Source organism: Collinsella sp. CLA-ER-H9 (assembly GCF_040092295.1).
Lineage (GTDB): Bacteria > Actinomycetota > Coriobacteriia > Coriobacteriales > Coriobacteriaceae > Collinsella.
Genome location: NZ_JBBNLV010000002.1, coordinates 24861 through 42597, shown reverse-complemented (window position 1 = coordinate 42597; position 17737 = coordinate 24861). Strand labels below are relative to the sequence as shown.

The 17737-nt window shown below is 61.1% G+C and carries 17 protein-coding genes; 1 reads left to right on the top strand and 16 read right to left on the bottom strand.

The window, feature by feature from the left end:
* Window positions 1–82: 82 nt before the first annotated feature.
* The 3 genes from groL to AAAX73_RS01920 form a co-directional block, all read right to left on the bottom strand.
* Entirely contained in the window at window positions 83–1720 is a 1638-nt protein-coding gene (groL, locus tag AAAX73_RS01930) for a chaperonin GroEL (protein ID WP_349124884.1), read from the bottom strand.
* A 96-nt stretch (window positions 1721–1816) separates the two neighbouring features.
* The gene (groES, locus tag AAAX73_RS01925; protein ID WP_022094351.1) at window positions 1817–2110 is read right to left on the bottom strand and encodes a co-chaperone GroES; all 294 of its coding nucleotides are present in this window, start codon (window positions 2108–2110) and stop codon (window positions 1817–1819) included.
* A gap of 423 nt (window positions 2111–2533) precedes the next feature.
* Entirely contained in the window at window positions 2534–4177 is a 1644-nt protein-coding gene (locus tag AAAX73_RS01920) for an amidohydrolase (RefSeq protein WP_349124883.1), read from the bottom strand.
* Window positions 4178–4339: 162 nt separating this feature from the next.
* Between AAAX73_RS01920 and AAAX73_RS01915 the strand changes: the two genes are divergently transcribed.
* Window positions 4340–5803: a M20 family metallopeptidase gene (locus tag AAAX73_RS01915; RefSeq protein WP_195403850.1), complete on the top strand. Its 1464-nt coding sequence runs from the start codon at window positions 4340–4342 to the stop codon at window positions 5801–5803.
* 106 nt (window positions 5804–5909) lie between these two features.
* Here AAAX73_RS01915 and AAAX73_RS01910 read toward each other — a convergent pair whose 3' ends face one another.
* The 13 genes from AAAX73_RS01910 to AAAX73_RS01850 all read right to left on the bottom strand — a co-directional run bounded on the left by AAAX73_RS01910 (window position 5910) and on the right by AAAX73_RS01850 (window position 17671).
* The gene (locus tag AAAX73_RS01910) at window positions 5910–6407 is read right to left on the bottom strand and encodes a DUF2752 domain-containing protein (RefSeq protein ID WP_158550119.1); all 498 of its coding nucleotides are present in this window, start codon (window positions 6405–6407) and stop codon (window positions 5910–5912) included.
* Window positions 6400–7008 (bottom strand): DUF4234 domain-containing protein, encoded by a 609-nt coding sequence (locus tag AAAX73_RS01905; protein ID WP_118081062.1) that lies wholly within the window; start codon window positions 7006–7008, stop codon window positions 6400–6402. The genes AAAX73_RS01910 and AAAX73_RS01905 overlap by 8 nt, the downstream gene beginning before the upstream one ends.
* Before the next feature lie 195 nt (window positions 7009–7203).
* On the bottom strand, window positions 7204–8544 hold the full coding sequence (locus AAAX73_RS01900) for a zinc-ribbon domain-containing protein (protein WP_349124882.1): 1341 nt from the start codon (window positions 8542–8544) through the stop codon (window positions 7204–7206).
* A 150-nt stretch (window positions 8545–8694) separates the two neighbouring features.
* The gene (locus AAAX73_RS01895; RefSeq protein WP_118081066.1) at window positions 8695–9717 is read right to left on the bottom strand and encodes a YitT family protein; all 1023 of its coding nucleotides are present in this window, start codon (window positions 9715–9717) and stop codon (window positions 8695–8697) included.
* A 223-nt stretch (window positions 9718–9940) separates the two neighbouring features.
* A complete protein-coding gene (locus AAAX73_RS01890; protein ID WP_349124881.1) occupies window positions 9941–10462 on the bottom strand; it encodes an Asp23/Gls24 family envelope stress response protein in 522 nt (173 codons plus the stop codon).
* A gap of 44 nt (window positions 10463–10506) precedes the next feature.
* Window positions 10507–10884 carry a DUF2273 domain-containing protein gene (locus AAAX73_RS01885; RefSeq protein WP_233502694.1) on the bottom strand — a complete coding sequence of 126 codons (378 nt, stop codon included), beginning with the start codon at window positions 10882–10884 and terminating at the stop codon, window positions 10507–10509.
* Window positions 10877–11422, bottom strand: a complete 546-nt coding sequence (locus AAAX73_RS01880; protein WP_349124880.1) for a hypothetical protein — start codon at window positions 11420–11422, stop codon at window positions 10877–10879. The genes AAAX73_RS01885 and AAAX73_RS01880 overlap by 8 nt, the downstream gene beginning before the upstream one ends.
* 166 nt (window positions 11423–11588) lie before the next feature.
* Window positions 11589–12395 (bottom strand): YebC/PmpR family DNA-binding transcriptional regulator, encoded by an 807-nt coding sequence (locus AAAX73_RS01875; protein ID WP_349124879.1) that lies wholly within the window; start codon window positions 12393–12395, stop codon window positions 11589–11591.
* A 165-nt stretch (window positions 12396–12560) separates the two neighbouring features.
* Window positions 12561–14744 (bottom strand): DUF6020 family protein, encoded by a 2184-nt coding sequence (locus tag AAAX73_RS01870; RefSeq protein WP_349124878.1) that lies wholly within the window; start codon window positions 14742–14744, stop codon window positions 12561–12563.
* A gap of 80 nt (window positions 14745–14824) precedes the next feature.
* A complete protein-coding gene (gene lgt, locus AAAX73_RS01865) occupies window positions 14825–15646 on the bottom strand; it encodes a prolipoprotein diacylglyceryl transferase (RefSeq protein ID WP_118081072.1) in 822 nt (273 codons plus the stop codon).
* Between the two features lie 109 nt (window positions 15647–15755).
* Window positions 15756–16034, bottom strand: a complete 279-nt coding sequence (locus AAAX73_RS01860) for a NifU family protein (protein WP_099432127.1) — start codon at window positions 16032–16034, stop codon at window positions 15756–15758.
* Between the two features lie 177 nt (window positions 16035–16211).
* Window positions 16212–16736 carry a dCMP deaminase family protein gene (locus tag AAAX73_RS01855; RefSeq protein ID WP_118081074.1) on the bottom strand — a complete coding sequence of 175 codons (525 nt, stop codon included), beginning with the start codon at window positions 16734–16736 and terminating at the stop codon, window positions 16212–16214.
* Between the two features lie 83 nt (window positions 16737–16819).
* Window positions 16820–17671 (bottom strand): type III pantothenate kinase, encoded by an 852-nt coding sequence (locus AAAX73_RS01850; RefSeq protein ID WP_118081076.1) that lies wholly within the window; start codon window positions 17669–17671, stop codon window positions 16820–16822.
* Window positions 17672–17737 lie beyond the last annotated feature (66 nt).

The following is a 17737-nucleotide window of genomic DNA, read 5'->3' as shown; positions in this document are numbered from 1 at the left end:
TCTTTGCATGTCCGAGGACGTTCCGGAGAGAAGCCCCGTCACGCCCCCGGATTCCCGGTGGGAGTTCTAGACCTTGTCGGCCTTAGTACATACCGCCACCCTGCTGACCAGCGGTAGCAGCAGCGATAGCGTCCTCAAGCTGAGTGTTCTTGGGCACATCGGAGACGGTGGCCTCGGTGATGAGGATCAGGCTGGCGACAGAAGCAGCGTTCTGCAGGGTGACGCGGCTTACCTTGACGGGGTCGAGGACGCCCATCTCGATCATGTCGCCCCACTCGCCGTTGGCAGAGTTGAGACCCTGGCCGGCGGGCAGCTCGGCAACCTTGTCGACCACGACAGCGCCCTCAAAGCCAGCGTTCTTGGCGATGGTAGCGACCGGAGCGGTCAGAGCCTTCTTGACGATGTCGACGCCGATCTTCTCCTCGGGGTCGTCGATCTCGACAGCATCGAGCGCAGGAACAGCGTCCATGAAGGCGACGCCGCCGCCAGCGACAATGCCCCCCTCGACAGCAGCGCGGGTAGCCTGCAGGGCGTCCTCGACGCGATGCTTGATCTCCTTGAGCTCGGACTCGGTAGCAGCGCCGACCTTGATGACGGCAACGCCACCGGAGAGCTTGGCCAGGCGCTCCTGGAGCTTCTCGCGGTCGAAGTCAGAGGTGGTGTTCTCCATCTCGCCCTTGATCTGAGCGATGCGGGCGTCGATGGCCTCCTTGGAACCAGCGCCGCCAACGACGACGGTGTTGTCCTTGGAGATGGTGACGGACTTAGCGGTACCGAGCATATCGGCGGTGATGTCAGCGACCTTCACGCCCAGCTCGTCCAGAGCGGCCTGGCCACCGGTAAGGACGGCGATGTCCTCGAGGATGCGCTTGCGGCGATCGCCGTAGCCCGGAGCCTTGACGGCGCAGACGTTGAGAGCGCCACGGATCTTGTTGAGGACGAGGGTGGGCAGGGCCTCGCCGTCGATGTCCTCAGCGATGATGAGCAGGCCACGGCCGGCGCGCTGGACAGCCTCGAGAACAGGCATGATGTCCTGAACGCTGGAGATCTTCTGGTCGGTGATGAGGATGTACGGATCCTTCATCACGGCCTCCATGCGGTCGTTATCCGTGACGAAGTAAGCGGAGACATAGCCCTTGTCGAACTGCATGCCCTCGACGGTGTCGATGGTGATGTCGAACGTCTGGGAATCCTCGACGGTGATGACGCCGTCCTTGCCCACGACCTCCATGGCCTCGGCGATCTTCTCGCCGACCTCGGGGTCACCGGCGGAGATGGTACCGACGGAAGCAATCTGCTCCTTGGTCTCGACCGGCTTGGCCTGCTTCTTCATCTCGGCGACGGCGGCGTTGACGGCCTTGTCGATGCCGCGACGGATGGCCAGCGGGTTGGCGCCAGCGGCGACGTTGCGCAGACCGTCGTTGACGATGGCCTGAGCGAGCAGGGTTGCGGTGGTGGTGCCGTCACCCACGGTGTCGTTGGTCTTGGTGGCGACCTCCTTCACCAGCTGGGCGCCCATGTTCTCGATGTTGTCCTCGAGCTCGATCTCCTTAGCGACGGAAACGCCGTCGTTGGTGATGGTCGGGGCACCGAACGTGCGCTGCAGCGCAACGTAGCGGCCCTTGGGGCCCATGGTGACGGTAACGGCGTCGGCCAGGGTGTTGACGCCCTTGGCGAGCTTAGCGCGGGCATCGGTGTTGAACGTAATGTTCTTTGCCATAGTGGGTAATCCTCCAAAAGAAATGTGACTCGCGTCGCCGCTTCCGAGTCCTATGCGACGAGCGCGTTCAAAGACGAATCAGAGATTCTGACGAGACTAGGCCTCGACGACAGCGTAGATGTCATCGGCGCGCATGAGCAGATACTTCTCGCCGTCGACCTTAACCTCGTTGCCACCGAACTTACCGTAGATGACAACGTCACCGACCTTGACGTCCATGGGAATGCGCTCACCCTTGTCGTTGACCTTGCCGGCACCAACGGCAACAATGGTGCCGCGCTGCGGCTTCTCCTGAGCGTTGCTGGCGATATACAGACCAGAAGCGGTCTTCTGCTCGGCCTCGTCGGGCTTGACCAGAACACGATCTGCAAGCGGCTTCAAAGACGACATGCTTGTCTCCTCCTTTTTGGGCCGCGCGGTTATACCACGCGAATTAACCCTTTTTGTTTGCGTACGCGTTGAATGGTACCCACGAATGGCGGGTTATACAACACGGAGTCAAAAAATCTTATTTTTTGGCACTTAGATTTTCTGAATGCCGGGGGATAACTTAGCGGTGGCTCCCGGGGCGGACCGGAGGGCATGAAGTTTACTGCTCTACAGTCCTGCGCAAGACGGAAAGCACATTAAGTGCTTTCCTTTGCGTGCGGAACTCGCGACAAACTTCATGCCCTCCGGTCCGCCCTGGGAGCCAGGTTGACTAACTAGGGCCCGGCATTCAGAAAAGTCAGTGCAGCAAAATGGCGATGCGGATGGTGCGAATAAGAAAGGGGCACGTTGCTGAAACGTGCCCCCTATGAGTGAGGTATGAGGCTAGCGCTCGTAGATTACGTTACCTGCCAGGTAGGTGACCTGGACCTTGGTGGCTTGGAGCTCTTGGGGGTCGATGGTGAGCGGGTTTTGGTCCAGGACTACCAGGTCGGCGTACTTGCCAGGCTCCAAGCTGCCGAGGTTTTGCTCGTCGCCCGCTGCATAGGCGCTGCCCAGGGTGTAGTTGCGCAGAGCCGTTGCTGCATCGATGCGCTCGCTCGGCAACCAGCCGCCCTCGGGCCAGTGGCTTTTGGGGTCCTGGCGCGTGATAGCCGTGTAGAGCACGTTCATGCTGGTAACGGGCGTGATAGGGCTGTCGGTACCGAAGGCTTGGCGAATGCCGCGCTGCTTATAGGTTGCGAACGGCCACATGATGCGGCTGCGCTCCAGGCCCAGATCGCGCTCCGGTCCACCCGGATCGAGCGTAATATGGCAGGGCTGGCTCGAGGCGACCACGTTGAGCTTGCGCAGGCGGTCGATGTCCTCGGGCAGAAGGTTCTCTAGGTGCTCGAGCGTGTTATGGCCGTGCTGGGGCAGGCCGTACAGGTCGGCCGCTTCCTCGAAGATATCCAGCGCGGCATGAATCGCACCGTCACCAATAACGTGGATGCGTACGGTATGACCGCGCTCCGCGGCCGCCAGAACCAGTTTGCGCATGCGCTCAGCCGGGACCGTCAGACGGCCCCGGTCGCCCGGGAAGCGCGGATTGGTATAGGGCTCGGTGAGATATGCCGTGTGTTCGCTCGACACGCCATCGAAGAACTGCTTAAAACCTGGCGCCGAAAGCAGCGCGTTGTTCGCGTAACGTACCTGGAGCTCTTCTAGACGCGACTGGTCATCCAGCAGCGTGGGGAACAGATGGGCACGAATGCCCAGCTTGCCGGTCGTCTGCAGCTTGTCGTAGACATCGTCGCGGATAAAATCACAGCCCAGCATGGGCATGAGCGACATATCGCAGATCGAGGTGATGCCCTGCTCGGCCATGCGCCTCATTTGATCGGCGTAAGCGCTTGCGATGCGATCTTCGCCCAGCCACTCAAGACAGCGCGGCAACAGCTGCATGGCAGCCGCTTCGTGAGCAATGCCCGTGAGCTCGCCGTTTGCGTCCTTGTCGTAGCTGCCGCCCGCCGGCGGCTCGCTGTCGCGCGTGACGCCGAGCGCCTCGAGTGCGCGGCTGTTGAGCCACAGCGTGTGGCCGTCGCCCGAATACATAACGCAGGGACGATCGGGGAATGCCGCATCGAGCGACGCCTTGGTAGGATGCTCGGGCGGGTCCCAACGGTAGTCGCGCCAGCCCTGCGTCACAACCCAAGCGTCGTCGGGCAGGTCCTGGGAAAACTCGAGCGCGTGCTGTACCAGCGCCGCCTCGGACGTGCCCATATCCATGAGCATGTACGGCGAGGAACCGACCGAGGTATGGAAGAAGTGCAGATGAGCGTCATGGAAACCGGGGCAGACAAACTGCTCGCCGTAGTCGAGAACCGGCGTGGCGGCGGGAGCGGCGGCGATCACGTCATCGGGCTTGCCGACTGCGACGATACGGTCACCTGCGATGGCAATCGCCAGCTCACGAGCAGTATCGATGCCGTCTTGCGCGGTAAAGACGTTCTTGGAGCGGATAATCCGATCGATATGTTGCATGGGCATCCCCATCTCTGGCAGGAAATTCAACACCCCCGAGTGTACTCCCCCGTCTCGGTTACAAAATGCCAAGCGGCAAACGGCAGCTTTGCCAGCCCTAGCGGCAGGTGGCATACTGGAGAGAGCCTGTACGATTTTGCGATCAACCCAGCAAGGAGCAAATCGATCATGACGAAGACCAAGGCACAGCAGATTATGGCGGCGACCGAGGCTCGCGCGGCAGACGACGTCACCGCGGCCATCCGAGATATCGCCGCCGAGTTTGAGCCCTATATCATCAAGCAGCGCCGGCACTTCCATAAGCATCCGGAGCTGAGCCTCGCCGAAGAGCGCACAACCTCCGACATCGCCAACCAGCTCGACGCCATGAATATCCCCTATGAGCGCCCCCTTAAGACGGGCCTGGTGGCGACCCTCCGCGGCACCGCACCCGACGCCTACCGCGAGGACGGCACGCCGCGCCGCCGCATCCTGCTGCGCGCGGATATTGACGCCCTGCCCGTCACCGAGCAGACCGGCGAGGAATTCGCCAGCGTCAACGAGGGCTGCATGCACGCCTGCGGCCACGACTGCCACATCGCCATGATGCTCGGCACGCTGCAGATCCTGCGCCATATGACCGACGACATCCACGGCGAGGTCCGCATCGTCTTCCAGCCCAGTGAGGAAAACGGCCAGGGCGCCAAACTCATGATCGGCACGGGCGTGCTCGACGGCGTCGATGGCGCTTACGCCGCGCACATCTGGAGCGAGGTCGACGCCGGCACCGTAAGCTGCGAGCCTGGCCCGCGCATGGCCAATACCGACTGGTTCCGCATCGATGTCCGCGGCACCTCGTGCCACGGCGCCATGCCCCAGCGCGGCCACGACGCCGTCATGGTTGCCGCCGAGATCGTCAATGCCCTGCAGACCATCGTCTCGCGCGAAATCAGCCCCTACGAGCCGGCCGTCATCACCGTCGGCGAGCTGCATGGCGGCACCGCGCGCAACGTTATCGCCGGCACGGCCTACCTCGCCGGCACGGTGCGCACCTACGGCGATTCGACCCACGAGGAAATGCCGGAGCTTATGCGCCGCATCGTGGAGCATACTGCGGCCGCCTTGGGCGCCGAGGCAGAGCTCACCGACTACACCATCGCCAACTACAAGGTCGAAAACGACGCGGGCTCGAGCGAGCGCTGCCGTCAGGCTGTAATTAAGTGTCTGGGCCCCGCCGGCCAAGGCCATTATCGTGGCACGCTTTCGGGCGAGGATTTTTCGGAGTACCTGCGCCGCGTACCGGGCGTGCTCGCCTTTGTAGGTACGCGCAACCCCAAGATTGGCGCCACGTACGCCCAACATTCCTGCTTTTACAAGATCGACGAGAGCGTGCTGGCCAAGGGCTCCATGGTGGCAGCCCAGTATGCTATCGACTTTTTGGCCGAGCCCACGCAAGAGGAGCTCGACGGCCCCGCGATTACCGCGGTCGCCGAAACCAACCCCGACTTGGCCGCCAAGCTGCGCTCTGCCAAGGCCACGGCCGCTGAGGCGCGCGACGCCATGCACGATGCTCGCACCGCCCGCCATGCTGCAATCAAGGGCATCCACGATGCGCGGGCTGCCGCTCGCCACGAGGAAAAGCGCGACGAGTAGCCGTCACGCCCATCCATAACAGCCTGGCTAAAGCAAAGCGGGGGCGGACGTTATCTCAACGTTCGCCCCCGCTTATGTGTCGACCGTTTTTCTAGCGCGTCCTCCGTCACGCCAGGTAAGAGCGAAGGATGGTGAGCCAGCGTGGGGGTTCGAGGTGGATGATATCGTCGGGAACTCCGGCGGGCGCATAGCCGCCAAAGAGCAGACCGGCATCTGCCGGATTGATGAGGCGCACGATCCATACGACGACGACCAGCACGCACAACACGGTGACCGCAATGTCGATACCACGCTTTAGCTTGCTCGATGCCACCTCCTCGCGCACGAACGCGAGCACAAACGCAATCGGCACCACCCAAAACAGCGGATGGTAGGCAAAGGCAGCCGCATAATCGAGGCGCAGCGCCGCCAGCCACGCCCTCGTCATGCCGCATCCCGGACAAGGAATGCCCGTCATCAATCGAAAAATGCAGCCAATGTCGAGCAGGTAGAGCGCGAGCCAGGCGACAAAGAGCGCGCCGGTGCAAAAAAGGGCGCGGCGAAGGAGCTCTGCCGTGCCCCTATGTCCCTGGGAGCTGTTCACGCCGCCCTTATTGTTAGGCACGAGCGCCAAGGCGAGTGTTGTAAGCCGTTGCCATGGCATTGGTATTATTGATGACGATGTTCATAGCGAAGATGGGACCAAGGCCGCACAGGAGCGCGCCGAAGATCTGCCACAGAAGAACGGTGGTGCCGTTTTCCTGGAACACCAGGCCGTAGCGAGGAGCGTTGGCCTGCAGGCGGTTGCCAATCTTGTAATACCAGTAGTACGCGTAGAAGCCGCAGGTCACAAACGATAGAAGGATGAATTCCGCCAGACCCGGCGTGTAATCGCCGTCATCCTGACACAACGTGTTGACGTCGCGTGCCAAGCAATACAGGAAGTAGAACGAATAGATACCGCAGGTCACAAGAGAGAGCAGCAGCCAGCCGATCAGGCTGCGGTCAGCCTTAATGGGGCCATAGCCCATCGGAGCGGATGCGGACTGTTGGGCGTATTGACCGGTGTACTGCTGCTGAGGCTGGGGCGCGGGCTGAATAGCCTGGGCCGGAGCGGGCTGGGGCTGCGGGGCCGCAGCGGCAGAAGCGGCACCAACGGCGGATCCGCAAACAGGGCAGAATTTGGCATCATCCGAAATGGGAGAACCACAAGTGGGACAGAACATGAGCCTCTCCTTTTCCTAAGGCGTCGCACGCCTTCAAACCTTACACGTCTACGTTCTCAACAATAGCCGCGACGTTGTTGCGCAACATTGACCAATTTCCGAGAAATTTTGCTGCAACCGTTTTCCCAGGCATTTTCTTGCTTTCGCAGTAGAAAAAGGCACCCCGGGCTCAGTTGCCCAGGGCGCCTCGACCGGCTATTCGGTTTGATTGTTTTCGGCAGCAGGATTATCGCCCGGCTCATCCGCCGGCGTGGCAACGGCATCCCAATCGGGCTCCGCAGGCGTCGCCTCGGACGCCGGTGCGGGGACAGGAGCAGGTGCCGGGGCAGGGGCAGGCGCGGGTGCCGGGGCAGGTGCAGGCGCGGGTGCCGGGGCAGGTGCAGGCGCGGGTGCCGGGGCAGGCGCAGCACCAGTGGCTGCCGTGGGATTGAATCCCGCAGGAGCAGGCTTCTTCTCACCCGGGAGCACAAAAGTCAAAACGTCGTCCTTGTCCTCATCGGCCCATTCGCTTGCATAACGTGCAGCCCAATAGCCAACGGCACGGTGCTTGAGCATCTTGCCAAAGACCGTAAGGAACACCGTGACGAATGCAATCAGCACCAGGAACAATACGAGCGTGACACCACCGGCGGTAACAATCGCCTCGATACCCGTGGGGCGATAGTAATAGCCGTACGCGCCAATTCCGGCGATGGCACCAAAGACAGCTGTCAAGATCCACGTAATGGCGTTGGAAACCAGGCCCGTCAAAAACTCGGGAAGGAACGAAGCACAGAACAGCTTGGTCTTGTTGTGCTTAAAGGCCGCCCAAACCTTATCGAGCGAAAACGCGCTCTCGACGCGACCGGTCACCGCAAAGTGCATCACGGCGATGTCGGCGAACATCTTAAAGAAGACACCCAGAATCGCCGAGGCAATCAGAGCCAGGACAAGCAGGCCGAGCGAACCGAACAGCGCTGCCTCGAGTGCATAGGAGCCGTAATAAGAATACGAGCCCGCGGCGCCAATTACCACGCCCTCCACCAGCGAAAGCACTACACCGATAACGGGAATGGCAGCGATAACCTCGAGCACCACCGAGATGACGCTCGAAAAGACTCCGAGACCAAACGACGTGGAGCGCATGAGTGGACGGTCCATGCCGTCATCGACCTTGAGCGAAAGATCACGTCCCCACTCAATACCAAAGCCGGAACCGCACACGCTCGCAATGCAAGCTGCCAAAAAGCCGATGGCAGCCGCAATGCCGCCAATAACGGGAATAAACAACACGAGCACCGACACAACGCAAATCAGCGCCGGCAAAAACGCGATTTGGCATACACGCTGAAGCACGCCCGGAGTCTTTGTCATATCTTGGAACGCCTGAGCCGTGCAGCCCTTTGGCGCATTCGCCACGGGCGGTTGCGGAACAAACTGCTGAGGCTGAGGCTGACCCTGAGGGGCGGAGGCTGCAGCGCCGGCATTGGGGGCACCGCACACGCCGCAGAACTTGTCGTTATCGCCCATGGGGGCGCCACACTGCGAGCAGAACATCGAAATCATCCCTTCGTATCTTGAGCGAGTCACCTGGATCGCAAACGATGTCTTTGGCATCATTATCACCCAATGTGAGTTCAAATACTCAAAGATGACCGATTTGCAAGGTACACGGCGCCAGCAGGCGGTTCGTTGAATGCGTTCGCGCTAGTTCGTACCGCGGAAACCCTTGCCGACGATCTCGGAACTGTCGACAATCGTGATAAAGGCACCCGGATCGACTTCGCGCGCATAGCGGCGCAGCTGCACGGCCTCGCGACGGCTCAGCACGCTCATGATCACCGTCACGCACTTGCCCGAGAAGGCACCGTAGCCGCGACTGATGGTCGCCGTACGGTTGAGATGCTTGACGATAAACTCCTCGACCTTAAGGGGCTCGGAACAAATGACCGTGCAGACCTTACGAAGGTGAATGCTCTCGATGGCCTTGTCGACCACGAGCGTCTTGGCAAACAGGCCGAGCACGCAATACAGGCCGACACGCGGACCATACAAAAAGGCCGCGATGGCCACGATGCCGATATCAACCAACAGCAGCGCGCGGCCAATCTCGAGCGTGGTGCGGCGCTTGAGGATCATGGCGAGGATGTCTGTGCCGCCCGTCGAGGCGCCAATATCAAAGACGATGGCGCTGCCGAGCGCCGGCAGTATCACGGCAAAGCACAGGTCGAGCCACATATCGCCCGTCATCGAAACATCAGTCGGAATAAAGAGCTCAAAAAACGAAACATAGGCGGACAGCGCAAACGAGGCGAAGACGCTCCACAGGATTGCCTTGCGCTCCAAAAAGATAAAGCCCAAAACGACGAGAACCGCGTTGATAATCCACATAAAGACGCCGACGGGCAGGGTCGGGAACAGCGTGGACAGAATGACCGACACGCCCGAGGTGCCGCCAAAAGCAAAGTGATTAGGGGTTTTAAACGCAACGATGGCAAAGGCCGTAAGAATCAGGCCCAGATTGAGCTCGGCGAAAAAGCGCGGGAAGCCCGGCTCCTGGCTGCGCTTTTGGCCGGCACGCTCGCCGCGCTCAATATCGGTGCGATCAACCACGCGCTCCATCGGCACCACGGGAGGACGATGCACCTCCTCGGCAGCTCGCGATGCCGCCTCTGCCGCGGCAGCCTCAATTGCCCATGCCTGGCTTTCTGTTTCGTGCTCGTCAGCCATTACGGCAACCCCTCGTTAACAATTTGGAAACAATGCGCCCATTAGGGTAACGCGGAACGCGACGATTGCAACCCCTAGTTAGACGAGCGGTATGCCTACATCGGGGGCATACAAATAACGGCCGGCCGCACATACATCCGTGCGACCGGCCGTTTGACGTTTTCGCAGATAAAACCTGCCAAAATAAACCTGTCCCTTTTTGGCAGGTTACCTTTTTGGTAGGCTACTCGTGCTGGTTGGTGCGGTGCTCGTACTCCTCGGGGGTGATGACATCCTCGATGCGCAGGTTGACGCCCGCCACCTCAAGGCCGGTCATCGCAGCCAGACGCTCGGTCACGCGTGCCTTAACGTCGTCGAAAATCGCGGGCGCGTAGGCGCCGTACTCGATAATGACGGAAATGTTGACGACCACGCGGTTGTCATCGGTGACCTCGACCGTCACGCCCTTGGTCAGATTCTCGGCACCAAACTGCTCCTGCACAAAGTGCATGAGGTTGCCCTTCATGCCCAGAACGTGCGGCACCTCGCGGGTGGCCATGGCGACGATCTTCTCAATCACGCCGTTGGAATAGGTCAGCGAGTCCTCGGACTCGTCCGCCTCCTCGTCATCCTCGTCCGCCTCGTCTTCGGACTCTGCCTCGACGAGCGCCTCGTCCTCGAGCGTTACGTCCTCCGCCTCGGCGGCGACGGCCCCGTTCGTCTCGAGCTCGGTATCGGCCACATCGACCTTCGTGTTAAAAGCCATGGTTCCTCCTTATGCCTGCCACGGATGCGACAGTCGAATACATATTAGCGGCCGCTAAACAGACGGCCGAAGAAGTTAACGATACCGTTCTCGCCGTCGCGAATCTGGCCGATCACGGCGCCGATCAGCACAAAGAATGCGATGACGAGCGTGTCCCACAGGCCCAACGTAAGTACCAGCACGGCGAGGATAAAGCCTGCCACGGCGCCGAGCGTAGTGTTGGGGTGGCGCACGGCGTAGCTCCAGATAGCAGCGCCCGTGCCCTTGATGAGACCCATGGCTTCGTCAAAGTCGTTGGCGGCACTGTCGTGCTGCTCGCCGGCCTCGGGCTTGGTGTCGGCGGACTCGCCTGCCGGCATAGCGTTCTGATCGATCGTCAGGCGCGGCGTGCGGGCGGTCTTGTCTTGGTTGGTATCACTCACCGGAAACCTCCACGGTCTGGACGGTAGTCTTGGACGGCAAAAAACGGACGCGCGCGGTCGTACCCGGCGTGCCGAGCATGGTGTCACAGGCCACCTCGATGCGCTGCTGCATCGAGGTGGCAAGAGCGGCAACGTCCTTATCATCGAGCGCGATGGCCTCGACCTTAAAACGAACGTGCGACTCGTCGGAGCCTTGAACGCGCGCCTCGATATGTTCAACCATCACGCGATCATCGCACTCCGCCGCGGCACGGGCGCACGAGGAGAGAGCCGCGAGCGTGACCTCGATATTGCGCTCCCCTGCCGGATGCACGCAGGACGGCTCGCGGCGAGCAAACATCAGGCGGAAGAAGACCGCCAGCACGCCAAGCGCCACGACACCGCCGCACACTGTAACGACAATGCGCGGCATGGGGTCACGCATCAGCAGCATAAAGCGGTAGGTATATGGCCCCCAAAACTGGCAGACCAACGTGCCCAGCGCCACGACGGCGGCGGCAAGATATACGATCGCTAGGGCTCGTTTGAGCACGCGCATGCGGCGCTCCCTTCAAATCTCGATCCACAGAATGGAAAACAATTCGCATCATTATAAAAGAGCCGGGTCCGGTGCTGTACGCACGCGGATCCGGCTCATCTATTCCACGAGGCTTGCATGCTCGTTTCATTATGCCCAGATATGCGCGGCTTAACCCGCGCGGGCGCTACTCCTCCTCGAGGGCAGCGATGACCTCGTCGGTCATATCCATGGTGCTGTAGACGTCCTGGACGTCGTCGAGCTCCTCGAGACGGTCGATGAGGCGCTGAACCTTCTTGGCGTCGGTACCGGAGACCTCGGTCGGGGTGGTCGGAACCATGGTGGTCTCGGAGCCCTTGACCTGGATGCCCTGCTCCTCGAGTGCCTTGGAGACAGCCATGACGTCGTTGGCAGCGGTCCAGACGATCCACTCCTCGCCGGCGTCCTCGTAGTCCTCGCCACCGGCCTCGGCGATTGCCATCATGAACTCATCCTCGTCACCGGCAGCACCGTTGGCGATCATGGTCTCCTTCTTGGCGTTCTCGTCCAGGACCTCCTTGGCAACGACGATCTGGCCCTTGCGCTCAAACTGGAAGGCGACGGAACCGGAGGTGCCCAGGTTGCCACCAGCGTGGGAGAAGGCGGAACGGACATCGGCGGCGGTGCGGTTGCGGTTGTCGGTCAGGCAGTCGACGTAGACGGCAACGCCGGCGGGACCGTAGCCCTCGTACACGATGTTCTCGTAGACGGCGGCATCGGCACCCGAACCAAAGGCCTTATCGATAGCGGACTTGATCTTGTCCTTAGGCATGGACTGAGCCTTGGCCTTGGCAACGGCAGCGGCGAGGCTGGCGTTGTTCTCGGGCAGCGGGTCACCGCCGAGACGGGCAGCAACGGTGATGTTGCGGCTGAGCTTGGAGAAGAGGGCGGAACGCTTGGCGTCCTGCGCGCCCTTACGATGCTTGGTTGTGGCCCACTTAGAGTGTCCGGACATACGTGTCTCCTATCGGTTTCGACCTAAAGCCCAGCGTGAATGCTCGGGCAATATAAACAAACGTCGTTATGATATACCTACCGGCCTGCAAGATAAACCCCAAAATGAAGGCGTCGTGATGATGCCACCCTTTGGTGCAAAGTAACCTGACCCCAATGTACCAAATTAGGACCAGAGGAGGTCGCTGCGGGTGATCGTGGCACCGATGGCAAAAGGCATGCAGGCGATAACCGGATACAGGTAGCGCATGTAGGTCGAGCCGTTGCAGGGACCGATCAGACACACGGCGAGCACGCCCAGCAGCGGCACCCAAATGGCCAGCCCGCGCCACGAATGGCGGCGCAACAGGTAGACCACCACGGCGATCATAATCCACACGTAGGTAGCCGAGCTCATGGTGAGCGAGATAAACGGAATGCGCTGCACCGCCACGCGATACAGGTTGATCAGGTGGTCGCACCAGCGCACAACCTTGCTATCGACCGGATGGAAGTCAAAGTACTTGAGGTTATCGGGCTTCGCCATAATCTCGGCACTGCGCGCCGTGCTGTAGACCCACGCATCGCGGGCACTCGGATAAAAGTAGCCGTAGTAGTTATTGATGAGCGCCGAGATGTAGCACTCGGGATCCTTTTTGAACATCTGCGCCCAGACCTCAAAATAGGCCTTGATGTCCTCCTGCGAGGCGTACTCGTTAAAGCAATTTTTGACGGCGTCCGACTTATCCGGGTTGTAGCGGCGGCCCAGATTGTCGTACTTGAGCACACGGTCGATCACGGCACGCTCATCGTCGGTCACCAAGCCGTCGCAAGGAGCCTCCACGATAGTGCCGTCCTCCTTAACCGTAGGGTTGACACCCGAGTTGAGGCCGTCGTGCTTTTGGACGAAACGAGCCGTCTGCTGGAACGGAATCGAGAGGATTTCGCGCTTGGAACCAGGCGTGATGTCGTGCGCCGGCATAAAGACCTTGGTGAAGTACATATTAGAGGCAAGGCAGAGTCCAAGCACCGCAAGAACTCCCACCCAGCGGAAACGCGAGATGGCGCCCGAAGGCGCAGCACCGGCCTGCTTGACTGCACGACGAGCCACATGCGCGTCCCATGCGCAAAACGCCGCCGCGATTACGCATGCCGCCAGAGGAAACACCAGGCCGCCGTTGCGCAGAAACGTGGAACCCATGGCACCCAGAGCGAGCAGCAGCCAGTCATGGCGCGCAAAGAGCACGGGCCTCTGTTCGCCCGCACGCTCGGCATTGGCATCGCGACGGGGCAGGCCGCAGGCCACGAGCTTCACGGTCTGCACCAACAGCACCAAAAACGCGTCGGCAAACAGCACATCTTTGGTAAGCAGGGCCGCGTAGTTGGAGAACATGGGCATAAACACAAAGAACAGCAAGATCACGCCGCGGATCGGCAAGCTCACGCCCAGCTTGCGCAGCGACGAGATGGAATAGGCCATGCAGGCGGCCGTAATGACGAACTGAGCGCAGGTGTAGATGGCAAGTCCCGCATTGGCGCTGTTGAACAGTGAAAGCCCCAGCTGGACGCACGAACCGATGATAGCCGTGTGCACCACGGGGTGATGTCCGTTGAGCAACACGTTGGGATTGAGCAGACGCAGGTAGTCACTCGTGCCGTTGGGGTAGTTGAACCACTGGCGAATCTGCGCACCCGTATCCCCCATAAAAAGGCCGGGCAGCGAAGCGATGAGCGTGGGCGCCCAGGCGATCATAAGCACCAGAAAAGGCCCGGCAAAGGGATGGACCGAGAGCACGGCGTGAGCCACACGCCATACACGGCCAAAGTGCGCTTCGGAAAACGGAATGCGCCGAGAGCTCAGCCAATCTAGGCACTCAAAAGCCAGGTAGAAGGCAACGACCGCCAAGAGCATCCAGCCCACACCGCCTATCCAGGCGCAGATGATGCGGGCCTTGTCGCCGAGCACGATCTCGGCCGAATCGGTGAGGTCGTAGCTGCGACCAAACACCATGCAGACGGCAAAGAACAGCGACGGAAGGATCACCGAAGGACGCCAAGCATCGCCGCGGCCAAAGAACACGTAACGAAACGGCAGCGTGAGCAGGCAGGCAAGCGCAAGCAGCATGACCGCGTCGGTATGGCCGGCAAACGAGAGGAGCACCTCGTAGCACACGTACAGCATGCCCGAGGCTTTGGGATCAATCGCCAAGACTGCGTTGCTCGACACCGGGGCGGGATCGATGGAAAACGCCGTGGTCGCCAACAGCGCGAGCAAAAATGCGATGAGTGTCTGCTTGGCGGGGTAGCGCTTAAACCAGACGATGCGGGCAGCGTCACGCGCAGCCGTTGTGGAGAGGTCGGAATCCTTCACAGTCCGAAAGCCTTTCTAGAAACCTATCAAACTCGGCAAAACCACCACAAAGGTGCCTGTCCCCTTTGTGGTGGTCTTGGCTAGGCGTCCAGGTAGACGCGCTGAGGCTGGTTGCGGTGTCGGGCGAATATGATGAGCGCCAGGCCTGCAATCACAAGTGGCAGACTCAGCAGCTGACCCATGGTGATGACGCCGCCCAGCAGATAGCCCAGCTGGGCATCAGGCACGCGCACAAACTCAATGAGGAAGCGGACGATGCCGTAACCCATCACAAACACACCCATAAACGTACCCTGGGGCAGCAGCGGCTTTTTGCGGCTGAGCACCTGCAAGATGCAAAAGAGCACAATGCCCTCGAGAAATGCCTCGTAGAGCTGGGAGGGATGGCGCGGCATATCGCCTGCGGTGCCGCCAAAGATCACGCCCCAGGGCAGATCGGTCGGCTTGCCCCACAGCTCGCCGTTGACAAAGTTGGCACAGCGCCCCAGGCACAGGGCCAGCGGAGCACCGATGACCGCAAGGTCTGCCAGAGTCCACGCATCGAGCTTGTACATGCGGCACACGAGCACGCCGCCGATGATGCCGCCCACCAGGCCGCCATGGAAGCTCATACCGCCCTCGTTGGTGGCAAAGATCTCGAGCGGATGCGCCCAGTAGTATCCGTCGCCGTAAAAGATAACGTAGAACAGGCGGGCGCCGATAATGAGGCCAAAGACAACACCGACCACGACACTCGTCAGGTCGTCAATCGTGATATCGAAACCCCAACGGCGCTGCGTGCGGTACATGACGACTGCTGTGAGCAGAGCTCCAACCACATAGGCCAAGCCGTACCAGTAGATGGTGATGGGCCCTGCCGAAATGGCGACGGGATCAAGCATATGGTAGAAGTCGTTGAGCATGTCGACCCTCCTACTCCCTACATACAAATGCGGCCGCGGGCCTTGCGCTCGCAGCCGCATATTTGGGCGTAACGTCTATGCGGAGTATGCCGTCCGCAGTTTTCGCATCTTAGAACGGCGCATACTCGTCGTACAGGTCATCGGTCTCGCCGGAGGCATTGACCTGCTCGACACGGGTAACGCCGGGCACATGCTCCTTCAGGATGCGCTCGATACCCATGGACAGGGTCAGCGAGCTCATGGGGCAGCCGGCGCAAGCGCCCTGCAGCTCCAGTTTGACGACGCCCTCGTCGTCAACGCCCACATACTCCATATCGCCGCCGTCGGCCTGCAGGTTGGGGCGGATCTCCTCAAGAACCTTCTTAAGCAGCTCTTCGTTAACAGCCACAGGGGCTCCTTTCTCACAATAACGCGGGCGCGCCCGCGGACAGGGGCTATGTTACTACAGCCATGTACCCGCTCACGAGCCATCCATGCGCGTGGACACGACTTTCACGAGCAGTCAATTTGGGACGGGGCTCTTTTAGCTGCTTTTGCCGGCGCCCGGCGCTAGCACACGTTGCCGCTACTGCTGAGTTTGTTCCCCGGTGCCAATGTGGACATCGACGATGACCTGGCGGTAGCTAATGCCGCAGGAGTCGAGAATACGGCGACTGATGCGGCCGTCGTCGGTGTCGGCATACTTATTGTCCAGGTAGACAACCTCGCCCACACCTACCTGCGCCAGGATCTTGGCGCAGTCGTGGCACGGGAACAGCGTGACGTAGACTGTGGAACCCTCAAGGTCTTTGAGCGAGCCGCGGTAGTTGAGCACGGCGTTGGCCTCGGCATGGACTACGTAGTTATGCTTGTCCTGCAGCGGGTCATCGCTCGTGCCCCACGGGAAAAAGTCGTCGTTGAGTGCCGAGGGCGTACCGTTGTAGCCCACCGAAAGGATGCGGTGGTTGGTGCTGGCGATGCACGCGCCCACCTGCGTATTGGGGTCCTTGCTGCGGCGCTGCGCGGCGATGGCCACGCTCATAAAGAACTCGTCCCAGCTAATAACGTCGCGGCGCTTGCCCGACGTGGTTTGATGAAGATCGTCCGACATGGCAGACACCTCCGAAATCGCAATAGTTTGACCCATTGTAGCAGGTGAAAGGTGGAGACGTTTTTGTCCCACCGCCCCCATCGCTACGCGCGACGAGGCTTTTGGTTGATGCGGTACAGTTCGGCGAGACCCCGCAGCGTCAGTGCGTCGTCTACCGTCAGGCTGTGGCCGAGCAACGCCGCGAGCGCCTCGGCATCGTCGCCAGTGATGACGATGGGCACGCTGCCCTCGCCCGCCGCCTTGGTCGAGCGCATCTCGGCAAGCACCATGTCGAGCATGCCGTCGATGCGAGCCACCTCGCCCAGAACCACGCCCGAGCGCATGGCCTCGCGCGTGTTGCGACCGATCACATGCGTTGGTGCCGAGGGCTCGACCTGCGGCAGGCGCGCCGCAGCGGCCGAAAGCGAGCGGGCGCCAAGTGCCAGACCAGGCGCGATGACGCCGCCGACAAAGGTTCCGCGCGCATCGATGACCTCGATATTGGTCGTAGTGCCCAGGTCGATCGCGATGCACGGAGAGCCGTAGACGGCACGGGCCGCCACGGCGTCGGCGATGCGGTCGGGGCCGATCTCGGCCGGGTCGTCGTAGTGCACGGGCATGCCGGTCTTGAGGCCCGGCCCCACGGTGAGCACGCGCCCCGTGCAGGTGCGGGAAAGTGCCGCCTTCCACGGGCGCTCGAGCGCCGGCACCACGCAACTCAGCACGGCCGCCGCGGGAACGAGTACACCCGGCATGCCCGCATCGATTGCCAGCGCGCCCATGACCTGCACGAGCCTCATGCGCGCCTCGTCGGCCGTGATGCTCGACGGCGTCGTGATCTCGCACGTCGCAAGCGGGCATTCCTGCGCCGCGGCCGAATCCTCGGCAAACAGGCCAAAGCGAATGAATGTGTTGCCCACATCGACCGTCAATATATATGCGCACCCATTAAGCATCGTCGGCGCTCCTTTCGTCTGCCCAGCAGTATATCGCCTACCCAAACCAGCTAAAAAGCCCCGTCC